General features: G+C 71.3%; 11 protein-coding genes. 3 read left to right on the top strand and 8 right to left on the bottom strand.

All coding sequences use genetic code 11. The features are described from left to right. Nucleotides 1-21 precede the first annotated feature (21 nt). Nucleotides 22-999 carry a helix-turn-helix transcriptional regulator gene (locus AC068B_RS33495; RefSeq protein WP_478675301.1) on the bottom strand — a complete coding sequence of 326 codons (978 nt, stop codon included), beginning with the start codon at nt 997-999 and terminating at the stop codon, nt 22-24. Nucleotides 1,000-1,170: 171 nt separating this feature from the next. Between AC068B_RS33495 and AC068B_RS33490 the strand changes: the two genes are divergently transcribed. After that, nucleotides 1,171-1,791 carry an acyl-CoA-like ligand-binding transcription factor gene (locus AC068B_RS33490; protein ID WP_478675300.1) on the top strand — a complete coding sequence of 207 codons (621 nt, stop codon included), beginning with the start codon at nt 1,171-1,173 and terminating at the stop codon, nt 1,789-1,791. Between the two features lie 14 nt (nt 1,792-1,805). Further along, on the top strand, nt 1,806-2,606 hold the full coding sequence (locus tag AC068B_RS33485; RefSeq protein WP_478675299.1) for an SDR family NAD(P)-dependent oxidoreductase: 801 nt from the start codon (nt 1,806-1,808) through the stop codon (nt 2,604-2,606). A gap of 187 nt (nt 2,607-2,793) precedes the next feature. Here AC068B_RS33485 and narI read toward each other — a convergent pair whose 3' ends face one another. From narI to AC068B_RS33465, 4 genes are read right to left on the bottom strand one after another with little or no spacing between them, the layout of a single operon-like run. Next, nucleotides 2,794-3,495, bottom strand: a complete 702-nt coding sequence (gene narI, locus AC068B_RS33480) for a respiratory nitrate reductase subunit gamma (protein WP_478675298.1) — start codon at nt 3,493-3,495, stop codon at nt 2,794-2,796. Continuing rightward, complete coding sequence (gene narJ / locus AC068B_RS33475) at nt 3,492-4,124, bottom strand: nitrate reductase molybdenum cofactor assembly chaperone (RefSeq protein WP_478675297.1); 633 nt, start codon at nt 4,122-4,124, stop codon at nt 3,492-3,494. Before narJ ends, narI begins: the two co-directional genes overlap by 4 nt. Further along, nucleotides 4,121-5,737, bottom strand: coding sequence for a nitrate reductase subunit beta (narH, locus tag AC068B_RS33470; protein WP_478675296.1), 1,617 nt, complete (start codon nt 5,735-5,737; stop codon nt 4,121-4,123). Before narH ends, narJ begins: the two co-directional genes overlap by 4 nt. Beyond that, a complete protein-coding gene (locus AC068B_RS33465; protein ID WP_478675295.1) occupies nt 5,737-9,411 on the bottom strand; it encodes a nitrate reductase subunit alpha in 3,675 nt (1,224 codons plus the stop codon). Before AC068B_RS33465 ends, narH begins: the two co-directional genes overlap by 1 nt. 235 nt (nt 9,412-9,646) lie before the next feature. On the opposite strand from AC068B_RS33465, the gene AC068B_RS33460 reads away from it, so the two are divergent. Continuing rightward, nucleotides 9,647-10,372 (top strand): nucleotidyltransferase domain-containing protein, encoded by a 726-nt coding sequence (locus tag AC068B_RS33460; RefSeq protein WP_478675294.1) that lies wholly within the window; start codon nt 9,647-9,649, stop codon nt 10,370-10,372. 42 nt (nt 10,373-10,414) lie between these two features. Here the strand turns inward: AC068B_RS33460 and glgB are convergent, their stop codons facing one another. The 3 genes from glgB to treS all read right to left on the bottom strand — a co-directional run. Next, a complete protein-coding gene (gene glgB, locus AC068B_RS33455; protein ID WP_478675408.1) occupies nt 10,415-12,595 on the bottom strand; it encodes a 1,4-alpha-glucan branching enzyme in 2,181 nt (726 codons plus the stop codon). A gap of 121 nt (nt 12,596-12,716) precedes the next feature. Next, on the bottom strand, nt 12,717-14,057 hold the full coding sequence (locus AC068B_RS33450) for a maltokinase N-terminal cap-like domain-containing protein (RefSeq protein ID WP_478675293.1): 1,341 nt from the start codon (nt 14,055-14,057) through the stop codon (nt 12,717-12,719). Nucleotides 14,058-14,070: 13 nt separating this feature from the next. Then, a partial coding sequence (gene treS / locus AC068B_RS33445) for a maltose alpha-D-glucosyltransferase (protein WP_478675292.1) occupies nt 14,071-15,507 on the bottom strand: 1,437 nt, incomplete at its 5' end.

Raw genomic sequence — 15,507 nt, 5'->3', positions numbered from 1 at the left:
GGTTCCGGATCGGCTATGAAGCTATGCGCGGGAGGAGGGCGCGGCGATGGACTCGAGCCGGTGGTCGTGGTGAATATCGCCACCGCCGCGCCGGAAGTCCCCGGGGCTCGCACCGGTCTCGCGGCGGAAGAAGCGGCAGAAGTAGGCCGGGTCCTTGAAGCCGACCCGCCCCGCGACCTGACGGACCGACAACTCGGTGCGAAGCAGCAGCCGTTTGGCCTCGTGCACCCGGGTCTGCCGGATCAGCTCGCCGGGCGTGCGGCCGGTGGCGGCCTTCACCACCTCGCTGAGGTAGCTCACCGAGACACCCAGGTCGTCCGCGCAGGACCGCACGGAGTGCAGGGCCCCCTCGGGCGCCCCGAGCAGCGCCGAGAAGTCCGCGGCCACCGAGCCGGGGCGCGAGTGGGACGGGGGCTCGGGAGGTGGTGGCGCGGGTGGTTCCACCGGTGACCGGGGCGCGGGAAGCCGCGCCGCCCGGACCACCAGGACGTGCAGCAGCGCCCGCAGGACGCTCTGGAACCCCGCGCCCCCCGCCCGGTACTCGCCGTCGAGCTCAGCGACCAGGCGCGCGGTCTCCTCGGCCGCCTCCTCGGGCAGGTCGAGCCAGGAGCGCCGGGAGAGGGTCCGCAGGACGTGCCGGTCGGCGGAGTGGTCCACGAGGAAGTCGTCGGTGAAGAGGATGACCCGGCCCTCAAGGCCGGTCACGTTCTCCCAGTGGTGGACCTGTCCGGGGGCTATGAAGCACAGGTTCGGCGGCCGCAGCGGGAAGCGGTTCAGGTCGACGACGTGCCGTCCGGTGCCACCGGTGACATGGACGATCTCGTGGAAGGTGTGCCGGTGCGGGAACGGGGCGCGCGACATGGGACCGATGGTGTCGAACGTGCCGATGGCGAACGGCAGGGCATTGGGCATGGGGACCTGCAGCCGGTGCATCGGCATGCCGTCCTCGCCCGGCTCTCCGTTGTTCCCCTCACCCGGTAAGACCGTTGTGCCGCGCATGTACACGCTCCTCAATTGGTCCGGACCAACCCTGGCCCTCTTCACGATGGCACGAGCGGCCGTCCGTGAGCAGGAGCGCGAATACGCCGAAGCCCGCCCGGTGGCGCGTCTCACGTCTGTCTCGTCGGGACAAGTGTCCCACTGAGACACTTGGAGGAGTACGGTCGAAGCATGAGCAGCACACAGGGCCGCAGGACCCGCAAGGTCCAGGAGAGCCGGGCCACCATGGCGAACGCCGCCGTGGACCTGGTCCTCGCCCACGGCCTCGACCAGGTCACCGTCGAGACGATCAGCGACCGCGCCGACGTCTCCCGCCGCACCTTCTCCCGGTACTTCACGGGGAAGGAGGACGCCGTGGTCGACGCCCTGCGCGTCGACTACGCACTGATCAACGCGGCGCTCGCCGCCCGCCCCGCGGGGGAGAACCCCCTCACGGCCTACTACCGGGCGCTCCGGAGCTGGCTGGACGACGAGCCGACCGCCTGGCACCGCCTGCCCCGCTCCGGCGACCTGCTGCAACTGCTCCACGAGGAGCCGTCGCTGCTGCCCGCCTATCTGCGGGTCCAGGACGAGGCCAAGGCCGAGTCGGTGGCGATCGTCGCGCACCGGCTCGGGCTCGACGCCGAGCGCGACCTGCGCCCGGCCCTTGCCGTCTCGCTTGCGGTCGGGGCGTTCGGCACCGCCGTGCGGTTCTGGATCGCCCCCGGCGAGAACGGCCCCCTGCCGCAGCTCATCGACGCGGCGTTCGCGGCCCTGGCCGACGAGCCCGCACCCCGAACCACCACTATGTGAAACCAGGCACCACCATGAGCACCAGCACTCCCAGCACCACCGCGGCACCCCGGACGGACGCGGCACCGGCCGCGGAGTTCGCGGGGAAGACCGCCCTCGTCACCGGCGCCGCCTCCGGCATCGGCCTCGAGGTCGCCCGCCGCCTCGCCGCCGCGGGAGCGGCCGTCGTCGTCGCCGACTACAACGAACAGGGCGCCCACGACGTCGCCCGCACGCTCACCGAGGCGGGCGGCCGGGCCGCTGCCGTGCGCGTCGACGTCACCGACCCCGAGTCGGTGCGCCACGCCGTCGACTTCACCGTCGAGACCTTCGGCGGCCTGCACCTGGCCGTGAACAACGCCGGGATCGCGGGCGCCTCCGCTCCGACGGGCGAGTACGGGGTCGAGAACTGGCAGCGCGTCATCGACACCAACCTCAACGGCGTCTTCTACTCGCTCCGGTACGAGCTGCCGCACCTCCTCGCCGCGGGCGGCGGCGCCGTCGTCAACATGTCGTCGATCCTCGGCACGAACGGCTTCGCGGGTTCCGCCGCGTACTCCGCCGCCAAGCACGCGGTCGTCGGCCTGACCAAGACCGCGGCCGTCGAGTACGCGGCCAGGGGCGTCCGCGTCAACGCCGTCGCACCCGGCTTCATCGACACCCCGCTGCTCAAGGGCGACGAGGCCCAGCACCGCGCGCTCATCGCCCTCCACCCGCAGGGCCGCCTCGGCACCGCCGACGAGGTCGCCGAGCTCACGCTGTTCCTGCTCTCGGACCGCGCCTCGTTCATCAACGGCAGCTACCACCTGGTCGACGGCGGCTACGCGGCACGTTGAGATGATGAAGGCGGACAGCGCCGCGGGCGTCACCGGGCTCGCGCTCGGCGACTCCGTTCCTACGACCCCCGGGACGACGCATCCCACCACCTGCCGGGCGGGTCACTCGTGAGCTGGTTCGACGTCGTCGTCCACACGGAAGAGCTGACCCCGGCCCGGCCCCTGCCCTGAGGGCCGACCGCCGCCGTCAGCGCACCCGCCGCCCCGCCGGAACCCCGCGCGAGCGGTAGACGACGTAGGGCCGGGCCAGATAGCCGAGCGGTGCCGTGAAGGCGTGGACCAGGCGGCTGAACGGCCACAGGGCGAACAGGGCCATGCCGAGCAGCGCGTGGACCTGGTAGGCGAGCGGGGCGTTCCCCATGGCGGACACGTCCGGGTCGAGGGCGAACAGGGAGCGGAACCACACCGAGACCCCGAGCCGGTAGTCGTAGGAGTGGGGTTGCAGCGTGGTGGCCGTGGCCGTCAGTCCGGCCAGGATCACGCAGACCAGGACCGGCATGACGACGCGGTCACTGCGGCTGGTCCCCGCCCGCACGGCGGGCACGCGCAGCCGCCGGTGGACCAGGATCCCGAGGCCCGCGAGGGTGGCCAGGCCCGCGGTGCCGCCCACGACCAGGGCGTTCAGGTGGTACATCCACTCCTGGACGTGGGCGCGCTCGGTGAGCGACTCGGGGATCAGCAGCCCGACGGCGTGCCCGGCCACCACGAACAGCAGCCCGTAGTGGAACAGCGGGCCGCCGACGCTCAGCAGGCGGTGCTCGTGCAGCTGGCTCGACCGGGTGGTGAAGCCGAACCGGTCGTAGCGGTAGCGCCAGGCCGTGCCGGTGACCAGCAGGGCCAGGACGAGATAGGGCAGTACGCCCCACAGGGCGATGTGCAGATGGTTCACCGGGAAGTCTCCTCCGCGTGCGGGGCGTCGGGAACCGGTCGGAGCCGGGGGAAGGGGAGGAGGCCCACCGATTCGGCGGGCGGGCCCGTGCGGGCGAGGCGGAGGGCCGCCTCGCGGGTGGCGGGGCCGGGGCCCGGCAGGGTGTGGCAGACGGCCTCGATGACGTTGGCGTAGGGGCTGTCGTATGCGGTGAGGCCGAAGCGCAGGAGTTCGAGGGCGGGGCGGTGGTCGGCGAGCAGTCGCACGCCGGTGTCCGGGGTGCGGGCGGCGAACTCGAGCATCAGGGGCAGGAAGTCGGGGAGCTCGTCCGCGGGCGGCCGCCACCCGTGCTCGCGGTAGAGGGCTTTGAGCCCGGCCATGGTGGTGCCCCGCCTGCGGGTGTCCCCGTCCGTGTAGTACGTCAGGTACAGGCAGCGGCGGCGGCTCCGGTCGAACGTGGCGACGTACCGCGCGGCGAGTTCGAGCGGCTCCGTGCCGTCGACCCGGGCGCAGAACTGTCGAAGCAGCCGGATGTCGGCGCCCGGCACGGGTTCCAGCGCCGAACGCACTGTGTCCAGCCGACCTGGCCAGTCCCGGTCCGGGTAGCCGAGCAGCAGGGACGCGGCCTGGTGGACGACGGCTCGGTTCACCGGGCGTCGCCCTCCGTGCTCGGGAAGAGGCCATCGGGGCGCCCGCGGCCGTTCCAGTTCAGGAGGTTGACCCGGTCGCGCAGCGAAGTCCCCGCGTGCTCGGGCTCCTTCCCGGATTTGGGCGGGCCCAGGGGGATGTGGAAGGCGTCCGGGTCGTACATGCCGGGTCCGCCCTGCCCGTCCAGGCTGCAGCCCGCGTCCAGCTCGTCGGCGGGGGTCTGGCCGGTGTAGCTGGTGGGGATCACATAGCGCTCGTCGTACTTGGCAAGCGCGAGCAGCCGGTACATCGCCTCGATCTCGTCGGCGTCCATGCCGACCGCGCGTGCGATGGCGGGATCCTGCTCCTCGCCGAGGTTGACGCGCCGCATGTGGGAGCGCATCGCGGCCAGTCGGCACAGCGCCGCCTCCACCGGGGCCGGGTCGCCCGCGGTGAACAGCTCCGCGAGGTAGCCGATGGGGATGCGCAGCGAGTCGATGGCGGCGAAGAGCTTGGCCGGGTCCTCGCCGTCGTGCCCGGTGGCGGTCAGGGACTCCACGACGGGCGACAGCGGCGGGACGTACCAGACCATGGGCATGGTGCGGTACTCGGGATGCAGCGGGAGCGCCACCTTGTGGCGGCTGATCAGCGCGTGCACGGGGGAGCGCCGGGCGGCGGTGACCCAGTCGTGGGGGATACCGGCCGCTTCGGCGGCGCGCGCCACCTCGGGATCGTCGGGGTCCAGGAAGCAGTCCAACTGGGCCTGGTGCAGGTCCTGTTCGTCTTCGGTTGCGGCGGCCTCGCCGACCTTGTCCGCGTCGTAGAGGATCACGCCGAGATACCGCAGGCGGCCCACGCACGTCTCGGAGCAGACGGTCGGCTCGCCCGACTCGATGCGCGGATAGCAGAAGGTGCACTTCTCGGCCTTGCCGGTGCGGTGGTTGAAGTACACCTTCTTGTACGGGCAGCCGCTCACGCACATGCGCCAGCCGCGGCAGCGGTCCTGGTCGACGAGGACGATGCCGTCCTCGATGCGCTTGTAGAGGGCGCCCGACGGGCACACCGCGACGCACGAGGGGTTGAGGCAGTGCTCGCAGATCCGCGGCAGATAGAACATGAACGCCTCCTCGTACTCGAGGCGCACCTTCTCGTTCATCTTCTTCAACACCGGGTCACCGGCGAGGTGTTCGGGGCCGCCGCCCAGGTCGTCGTCCCAGTTGGGCCCCCACGTCACCGCGGTGGGCTCACCGTCGATCAGGGAGCGCGGCTGCGCGGTGGGCACGTCGTCGCCGAGGGGGGCGGTGGTGAGGGTCTCGTAGTCGTACGTCCACGGCTCGTAGTAGTCGTCGAGCGCGGGCAGTTCGGGGTTGGCGAACAGCCGGGCAAGGCGCCGGGCGCGCCCGCCGCCCCGGGGTACGAGACGGCCGCGCTTGAGCTGCCAGCCGCCCCGCCACTTCTCCTGGTCCTCGTAGCCGCGAGGGTAGCCCTGGCCGGGACGCGTCTCGACGTTGTTGAACCACACGTACTCGGTGCCCGCCCTGTTGGTCCAGGTCTGCTTGCAGGTGACCGAACAGGTGTGGCAGCCGATGCACTTGTCGAGGTTCATCACCATCGCCACTTGTGCCATCACGCGCATCAGTACTGCACCTCCTGGGAGCGGCGCCGGATGACGGTGACCGCGTCGCGCTGGTTGCCGGTGGGGCCGTAGTAGTTGGGGGCGAAGCTGAGCTGCGCGTGGCCGCCGATCAGATGGGTCGGCTTGATCAGGAGCTTGGTGAGGGCGTTGTGGACGCCGCCGCGCCGCCCGGTCGCCTCCGACTTCGGCACGTTCACCATGCGTTCCTGGACGTGGTACATGAACACGGTGCCGGGCGGCATGCGGTGGGAGACGACCGCGCGGGCCACCACCACGCCGTTGGCGTTGTGCGCCTCGATCCAGTCGTTGTCCGCCACGCCGATCGACGCGGCGTCGTCCACGCCGATCCAGATGACGGGGCCGCCGCGGGCCAGCGTCTGCATCAGCAGGTTCTCCTGGTACTCGGAGTGGATGGACCACTTCGAGTGGGGCGTCAGATACCGCACCGTCACCGAACGTCCCCCGTCCGGATCCGCGGTCGGCTGCTCGCCGAGCACGGAGAGGTTCAACGGCGGCCGGTACACGGGGAGTTGTTCGCCGTACTCGGCGATCCAGGGATGGTCGAGATAGAAGTGCTGGCGTCCGGTGAGGGTGTGCCAGGGCTTGAAGTGCTCCGTGTTGATCGTGAACGGGGAGTAGCGGCGCTCGGGGCCCTCCTTGCCGGACCACTCGAAGCTCGCCCCCACCTGCACCGGCCGGGCCTGCGTGTCGGAGAACGTGACGCGCCGCTCGGCGACCGAGGCCGCCAGCTCGCCGAGGCCCGTGTCGGCGCCGCAGCGTTCGGCGAGCCGCTCGAAGCCCTCGGCGGCCAGCCGTCCGTTGGTGGTGCCCGACAGCGCGAGGATCGCCTCGCACATCTTGACGTCTGTGTCGAGGAGGGGCCGCCCGCGCACCGGCCCGCGAGTCGCCTTGCCGCAGCGGGCGCCGAGCCAGTCGATCTCCGGCAGCGGGCGGACGGTCACTCCCTTGACGGTGATGCCCTCCTCGCCGGTGAGCGGCCCCAGCGAGGCGATCTGGTCGCCGATGGCGGTGTAGTCCCGCTCCACGAGGGTGTACCGGGGGCCCGTGGGCCCGTCGGGCGGCGCTTCGCCGGGGGTGTCGTGCTGCAGGGGTGTGGCGACCAGGTCGTGGGCCACGTCCAGGCGGCCCGCGGCGAGGCGGCCGACCTCGGCGGCCAGGCCGTGGAAGATCTCGAAGTCGGTGCGGGCCTGCCACGGCGGGTCGATGGCGGGGGAGAAGGCGTGCACGTAGGGGTGCATGTCCGTGCTGGACAGGTCGTGCTTCTCGTACCAGGTGGCCGCGGGCAGCACCAGGTCGGCGAAGAGCGTGGTGGACGTCATGCGGAAGTCCAGGGCGAGCAGCAGGTCGACCTTCCCGCGCGGCGCCTCGTCCCGCCACGTCACCTCGCGCGGCCGCTGGTCCGGCGGCGCCTCATCGGCGCTGGCGTTGTCGGACGCGCCCAGCAGGTGGCGCAGGAAGAACTCGTTGCCCTTGGCGGACGAGCCGATGAGGTTGGCCCGCCACACGGTGAGCACCCGGGGCCAGTTGGCCGGATCGTCCGGGTCCTCGCAGGCGTACGAGAGACGCCCGGCGTCACGCTCGGCGCCGACCCAGCTCGTGGGGTCGGCGCCCGACTCGTGCAGGCGCCGCCCCAGGTCCAGCGGGTTCGCGCCGAACGTGGGGTACGAGGGCATCCAGCCCTGCCGGACGGAGCGGGAGACGAGATCCGCGGTGTGCAGGCCCGTGAGAGCGCCGGGCGCGGTGGGGGCCGCCAGGGTGTCCGCGGTGTACTTCTCGTACCGCCACTGGTCGGTGTTGAGGTACCAGTACGGCGTCCCGGCCATCTGCCGTGACGGGCGCACCCAGTCCGACGCCGTGGCCACCTGCTGCCAGCCCGCGTACGGACGGACCTTCTCCTGCCCCACGTAGTGCGCCCAGCCGCCGCCGTTGACGCCCTGGCAGCCGGTGAGCAGCAGCAGCGAGAGGAACGACCGGTAGATCGTGTCCGAGTGGAACCAGTGGTTGGTGCCCGCCCCCATCACGATCATGCAGCGGCCCCGCGTCTGCTCCGCGGTCCTGGCGAACTCCCGCGCCGCACGCACCACGGCCTGCGCGGGCACCGACGTGACCACCTCCTGCCAGGCCGGGGTGCACGGCGTGTCCGCGTCGTCGTACGACACGGCCGCGTCATTGCCCGGCTCCGCGCCCAACCCCGCGCGCCCGACGCTGTACTGAGCGAGCATCAGGTCGAAGACCGTGGTCACCAGGTGCCCGTCGACGCGCAGCGCGGGCACCTGGCGGCGCACCGTCGCCCCTTCCTCGTCGAAGCGGGGCAGCACCACGTGGGCCGTCTCGGCGGCGGGGTGCCCGTGCAGGGTCAGGAGGGGGTCGATGTCCCCGAGGTCCAGGTTCCAGCGGCCCTCGCCCGCCTTGCCCCAGCGGTCGCCCAGCGTGCCGTTGGGGACGGCGGGGCGGTCGGTGGCCGCGTCGTACAGGACGGGCATCCAGCGCCGTGACTCGGCCTTGGCCTCCTTGACCAGGTCGAGGTCCCGCGCGGTGACGAAGGCGCCGGGCACGCGGGTGTCCGTGCCCCGCTCGTCGAGTGCGACGAGGAAGGGCAGATCGGTGAAGCGCTTGACGTAGTCCGTGAAGTACGGCACCTGCCGCTCCACGAAGCACTCCCGCAGGATCACGTGCCCCATCGCCATCGCCAGCGCGCCGTCGGTGCCCGGATGCGGGTGCAGCCACTCGTCGGCGAACTTCGTCGCGTCCGCGTAGTCCGGCGAGACCACGACGACCTTCTGCCCCCGGTAGCGCGCCTCGGCCATCCAGTGGGCGTCGGGCGTGCGGGTGACGGGGACGTTCGAGCCCCACAGCATCAGATACGCCGCGTCCCACCAGTCCCCGGACTCGGGCACGTCGGTCTGGTCGCCGAAGACCTGCGGGGAGGCGATCGGCAGGTCCGCGTACCAGTCGTAGAAGGACAGCATCGGGGCGCCGATCAGGGAGTGGAAGCGGGCCCCGACGGCGTGCGAGGCCATCGACATCGCAGGGATCGGCGAGAACCCGGCGATGCGGTCGGGCCCGTACTCCTTGAGCGTGTGCACGTGCGCGGCTGCCGCCATCTCCAGCGCCTCGTCCCAACCGATGCGCACCAGGCCGCCCTTGCCGCGCGCCGACTGGTAGCGGCGCCGCCGGTCGGGATCGCCGGTGACCTCCGCCCAGGCCGCCACCGGGTCGCCGCCCAGGCGGCGCTTGGCGTCGCGGAACATCTCCACGAGGACGCCGCGTGCGTGCGGGTAGCGCACGCGCGTCGGGGAGTACGTGTACCAGGAGAAGGACGCCCCGCGCGGGCAGCCCCGCGGCTCGTAGTCCGGCCGGTCCGCTCCCGCCGAGGGGTAGTCGGTCGCCTGTGTCTCCCAGGTGATGAGACCGTCCTTGACATACACCTGCCAGGAGCACGACCCTGTGCAATTCACCCCGTGGGTGGAACGCACCACCTTGTCGTGCGCCCAACGGTCGCGGTACGGCTGGTCGTTGACTTCTTGATCCGTGCGGAACACCGCTCGGCTGTCGGGCGTGGTCGGCGCCCTCTGCAGCAACTGCCCCGCGGCGAAAAGGCGTTCTGCGGCATCCGCCGCGATGCGCTCCGCCTTCGCCCTGCCACGTCCCATTCCACGGACTCCCCTCGGGGACCGGCCTGCCGGAACGGTCACTTCCGGCATGCGCCTCTCGATGAACGAGCTCAGAGTCCTCCCGCCCCGTCCGCGGTGTGGATCTCATTCCGGCCAGTTGGTTGTACCTAGAAGTTGTTTTTCCCGCTCTTGGTACGGACCAGTGCCGCGGGAGGCCGGACTAGCACAGTCCCTTTACCGGGAGCAGGCATATGCGCTGCCAGGATGGTCATCCATGAACAGTCGAGAGAGCCCCGCCACGCACGCCTCACGCCTCGTCAACTCCCTCTTCCCCGAAGCTCTGGGCGCCGTGCTGGGAGGTTCGGCCGCCCAGGGACGTGCCACCGCGACGAGCGATCTCGACGTCGCCGTCCTCCTGCCGGACTCCGGCACCACCGGCCGCGAAGTGATGCGCCACGAGGGCCGCCCCGTCGAGCTGTTCCTGACCGCGCTCGCGGACGTGCCGGAGTTCTTCGCGTGGGACAGCGCCCGCCGACGCGGCACGGCCCTGTTCATCTACGCCGAAGGCCTGCCCGTCCTCGACCCCGACGGCCATCTCGCCCGTACGTGCGCACAGGCCCGGGACGTCCTCGCCGCAGGCCCGCCTCCCCTCACCCCCGCGGAACGCGAGCGCAGCCGCTACGGACTCACCTGCTTCATGGACGACCTGGCCGACGTCACGCGGGCCGACCGGTACGAACAGCTCGCCTGCGCCGACTTCACGCTGCGCGAGGCGGCGCACCTCCTCACCGCCCACCACAACGCCTGGTCGGGCGTGGGCAGGTGGCTGCCCCGCCGACTCCTGAGCGCGGACCCGACCCTGGGCAAGGCGCTGCTTGACGGTCATCGGGCCGTGGCCGAGCACGCCGATCCCGGGCCGCTGACGGCCGCCGCCGAGAAGGTGCTCGACCTGTTCGGAGGGCCGCTGCGGGAGGGGTACGTGCACCGCTGGCGCCCCTGATCCGCTCCGGCCTCTCAAGGCTCCCTCAGCCGCGGGGCCCGCTCACTCGGGCCGCAGCCACAGCGTGGCCAGCGGCGGCAGGGTCACACGCAGGCGGGCCGGGAAGGTGCCCGCGGGCTCGGGGGCCGTCCGCAGCGGTTCCGCGTTGCGCACGTCGCCGCCGCCGTAGCGCGCCTCGTCCGTGTTGAGCACCTCCCGCCACGGTCCGTGCGTCCTTGGCACGCCGAGCACGTAGTCGTGCCGGACGACCGGGGAGAAGTTGCTCACGGCCAGGAGCGGCGTCCCGTCGGCGGCGAACCGCAGGAACGCGACCACGTTGTCCTGGGCCGCGTCCGCCTCGACCCAGGCGAACCCGGCCGGGACCGTGTCCTGCTCCCACAGCGCGGACTCGGCCCGGTACCGGTGGTTGAGGTCCCGCACCAGACGCAGCACGCCGTCGTGGTCCGGCGCGGCGGGGTACGACGGGTCGAGCAGCCACCAGTCAGGGCCGTGCTCGTGCGACCACTCGGCACCCTGGGCGAACTCCTGACCCATGAAGAGGAGTTGCTTGCCCGGGTGCGCCCACATGTACGCCAGATAGGCGCGGTGATCGGCGCGCTGCTGCCACCAGTCGCCGGGCATCTTCGACACCAGTGACCGCTTGCCGTGGACGACCTCGTCGTGCGAGATCGGCAGGAGGTAGTTCTCGCTGTACGCGTACACCATCGAGAAGGTCAACTCCCCGTGGTGGTACTGCCGGTGCACCGGTTCGTGCTGGACGTACTCCAAGGAGTCGTGCATCCAGCCCATGTTCCACTTCAGCCCGAAGCCGAGGCCGCCGAGGCCCCCGTGCCCCTGGTCGTGGGTGGTCCGCGTGACGCCGTCCCACGCCGTCGACTCCTCGGCGATGGTGACCACGCCGGGGCAGCGGCGGTACACGGTGGCGTTCATCTCCTGCAGGAACGACACCGCGTCCAGGTTCTCCCGGCCGCCGTGTCCATTGGGTGCCCACTGGCCGTCCTCGCGCGAGTAGTCGAGGTAGAGCATGGAGGCCACGGCGTCGACGCGCAGCCCGTCGACGTGGAACTCCTCGCACCAGTAGAGGGCGTTGGCCACCAGGAAGTTGCGCACCTCCCGACGGCCGTAGTCGAAGGTGAGCGTCCCCCAGTCGGGATGTTCGGCACGACGGCGGTCCCGCGGCTCGTACAGCGGCTCCCCGTCGAACGCGGCCAGCGCCCAGTCGTCCTTGGGGAAGTGTGCGGGAACCCAGTCCACGATCACGCCGATGCCCGCCCGGTGCAGTGCGTCGACCAGGTGCCGGAAGTCGTCCGGCGTGCCGAGCCGGGAGGTCGGAGCGTAGAGCCCGGTGATCTGATACCCCCACGACCCGCCGAACGGATGCTCGGCCACCGGCATGAACTCCACGTGTGTGAAGCCCGCTTCGGACACGTACTCGGTGAGCTCGTCGGCGAGCTGCCGGTACGTCAACCCCGGTCTCCAGGAAGGGAGATGGACCTCGTACACGGAGAACGGGGACCGGTGCACGGGGCGGTCCGCCCGGTGCGCCATCCATTCCGCGTCCGACCAGACGTGGGCCGACCGCGTGACGACGGAGGCGGTCGCGGGCGGCACCTCGGTCCGGCGTGCCATCGGATCCGCGCGGACGGTGTGCGTGCCGTCGGGGCGGGTGATGTCGAACTTGTAGAGGTCCCCCTCGCCGACGCCGGGCAGGAACAGCTCCCACACCCCCGCCGAGCCGAGCGAACGCATCGGGTGGGCGGCCCCGTCCCAGTGGCAGAACTCCCCGCACACCCGCACCCCCCTGGCGTTGGGCGCCCACACCGTGAACCGGGTGCCGACGACGCCCTCGTGGGTCATCGGATGCGCCCCCAGCGCCTTCCACAGCTCCTCGTGCCTGCCTTCGCCGATCAGGTGCAGATCGAGCTCGCCCAGCGCGGGCAGGAAGCGATAGGGGTCCTGGATCTCCGTCTCCAGGCCGTCGTAGGCCACCCGCAGTTCGTACGAGGGGACCGAAGGGAGCGGCAGCACGGCCGTGAACAGACCGTCCCCCACGTCGTCGAGCGGCACGGCCCGCCCCTCGACGACGACCTTCACCGCCCGGGCGTACGGGCGCAGCACCGTGAACGCCACGCCGCCCGCCACCGCATGGGCGCCGAGCACCGCGTGCGGGTCGTGGTGCGTGCCCGACAGGAGACGTCCGCGGCTCTCGTCGTCGAGCGGCACGGAAGGGGCGCGGAGGGCGAGCGCGGGATCGGCCTCGGACGTATCGATGGAGGTACCGACCGACGTATCGATGATGACCACGAATCTCAGGGCTCCTCAGGGCGGGGGAGGGCGGTGGCGGTCAGCGGCCCTCCGCGAGCCGGGCGATCGCCGCCATCGGCACGGGCAGCCAGTCCGGGCGGTGCCGGGCCTCGTACAACGCCTCGTACACGGCCCGGTCCGTCTCGTGGGCTCGCAGGAGTTCGGCCTGCGTCCGCGGGTCCCACGCCGCCTCGGCGGCGTACCCCGCGCAGTACGCCTCCCGGCAGCGCTGGGCCCACCGGGGCTGCCAGGGGCGCCTGGCGTGGGCCGCGTACTCGAAGGAGCGGAGCATGCCCGCCACATCGCGCACAGGAGCCTGGGTGCGTCTTCGCTCGGAGATCGGGCGGGCCGGTTCGCCCTCGAAGTCGATGACGAACCAGCGGTGTCCGGCCCGCAGGACCTGGCCGAGGTGCAGGTCCCCGTGGATGCGCTGGGGCGGCCGTCCGGGACCGCGCGCCGCCACGGCGTCGTACGCGGCTCGCAGCCGGGACGCGTACGGAACGAGCGCGGGCACCTGACGGGCGGTGGTGTCCAGGCGCGAGATCATCGCGGCGGCGAGCCTGCGGCCCCCGTGGCGGTCCGGGGTGCCGGGGACGAAGACCTGGGCCAGCGCGAGATGCACCTCGGCGGTGGCGCGTCCCAGCTCGTACGACTCGTCGGTGAAGTCCCGCCCCGAAGCGAGGGACTGGAGCGCCAGCGTCCAGCCGTCGGCCGCCCCGCGCAGGAACGGCTGGAGCACGCCGAGCGTCGTCCTGCGCGGCTCGCTCGTCCAGAACCAGGCCACGGGGGCGGGCACCCGGGCGCAGCCCTCACCGGCCAGCGCCCACGGCACTTCGAGGTCGGGGTTGATGCCGTACTGGATGCGCCGGAAGACCTTCAGGATGAAGGAATCGCCGTACACCAGCGAGGTGTTGGACTGCTCGCCGTCCAGGACGCGGGGCGTGAGCCCCGGGGGCACCACGGTCTGTGCGGCACGTTCGAAGCGCAGGGGGCCCGCCGTGCCCGGGGTGCGGAGGCGTTCCAGGAGCAGCGCGGCCGAGCGGGGGTCGTGGAGGGCGTCGTACACGGTGAGTCCCGCGAGCGGGCCCTCGCTCGGGCGGCCGATCACGGCGTGGTGGAGGCGCGGGGGCAGCACCCTGCTGACGCCGAGGAGCAGTTGGTAGCAGTCGTTGCGCGACCCGGCGTGCCGGGAACGGATCAGCAGGTGCAGGCAGCCGGGGTGCAGCTCGGTCATCGACGCCACGGCCAACTCCGTGACGGGCAGCCCCTTGCCCGCGAACCACCGCTGTTCGGGCAGCCACCGCCGCAGCACTCCGGCCAGCGAGGTGAGCAGCAGCGGAGGGCTGAGGCTTTCGCACGACTGCGTTGTGGTCGTGGGCATGCGCTGCGTCCCTTCAGAGGCGCACGGCGGGATCGGCCGGGCGGCGCGGGCGGAGGTCGTTGCACAGCCGGAACCAGTAGAAGCCGTGTCCCGCGAGTGTCAGCAGGTACGGGAGCTCACCGATGGCCGGGAAGCGCACTCCGCCGATGAGCTCGACGGGATGGCGTCCCTCGAAGATCCGCAGGTCGAGTTCGGTGGGTTGAGCGAAGCGGGCGAAGTTGTGCACGCACAGGACCACGTCGTCCTGGTATTCGCGCAGGAAGGCGAGAACTGCCGGGTTGGACGAGGGGAGTTCGGTGTACGTGCCGATGCCCATGGCGGAGTTCTGTTTGCGGATTTCGATCATGCGTCGGGTCCAGTGGAGCAGGGAGGAGGGGGAGGACATGGAGGCTTCGACGTTGGTGACCTGGTAGCCGTAGACCGGGTCCATGATCGTGGGGAGGTAGAGGCGGCCGGGGTCGCTGGAGGAGAAGCCCGCGTTGCGGTCGGGGGTCCATTGCATGGGGGTGCGGACGGCGTCGCGGTCGCCGAGCCAGATGTTGTCGCCCATGCCGATTTCGTCGCCGTAGTAGAGGATCGGCGAGCCGGGCAGGGAGAGGAGCAGGGCGGTGAAGAGCTCGATCTGGTTGCGGTCGTTGTCCAGGAGGGGGGCCAGGCGGCGGCGGATGCCGATGTTGGCGCGCATGCGGGGGTCTTTGGCGTATTCCGCGTACATGTAGTCGCGTTCTTCGTCGGTGACCATTTCGAGGGTGAGCTCGTCGTGGTTGCGCAGGAAGATGCCCCATTGGCAGCCGGAGGGGATGGCGGGGGTTTTTGCGAGGATTTCGGAGACGGGGTAGCGGGATTCGCGGCGTACGGCCATGAAGATGCGGGGCATGACGGGGAAGTGGAAGGCCATGTGGCATTCGTCGCCGCCGTTTTGGAAGTCGCCGAAGTAGTCGACGACGTCTTCGGGCCATTGGTTGGCCTCGGCGAGGAGGACGGTGTCGGGGTAGTGGGCGTCGATTTCGGCGCGGACGCGTTGCAGGAAGGCGTGGGAGCGGGGGAGGTTTTCGCAGTTGGTGTTCTCTTCGGCGAAGAGGTAGGGGACGGCGTCGAGGCGGAAGCCGTCGATGCCGAGGTCGAGCCAGAAGCGGAGGGCGGAGATGATTTCTTCCTGGACGGCGGGGTTCTCGTAGTTGAGGTCGGGTTGGTGGGAGAAGAAGCGGTGCCAGAAGTACTGCTTGCGGACGGGGTCGAAGGTCCAGTTGGAGGCTTCGGTGTCGACGAAGATGATGCGGGCGTCCTGGTACTGCTTGTCGTCGTCCGCCCAGACGTAGTAGTCGCCGTAGGGTCCTTCGGGGTCGGTGCGCGAGGCCTGGAACCACGGGTGCTGGTCGCTGGTGTGGTTCATGACGAAGTCGATGATGACGCGCATGCCGCGTTGGTGGGTGGAGTCGACGAATTCGAC

This window comes from Streptomyces sp. NPDC042371 (genome assembly GCF_056437465.1).
Note: the sequence above shows the minus strand (reverse complement) of the source record. Positions and strands in the feature narration are given on the sequence as shown.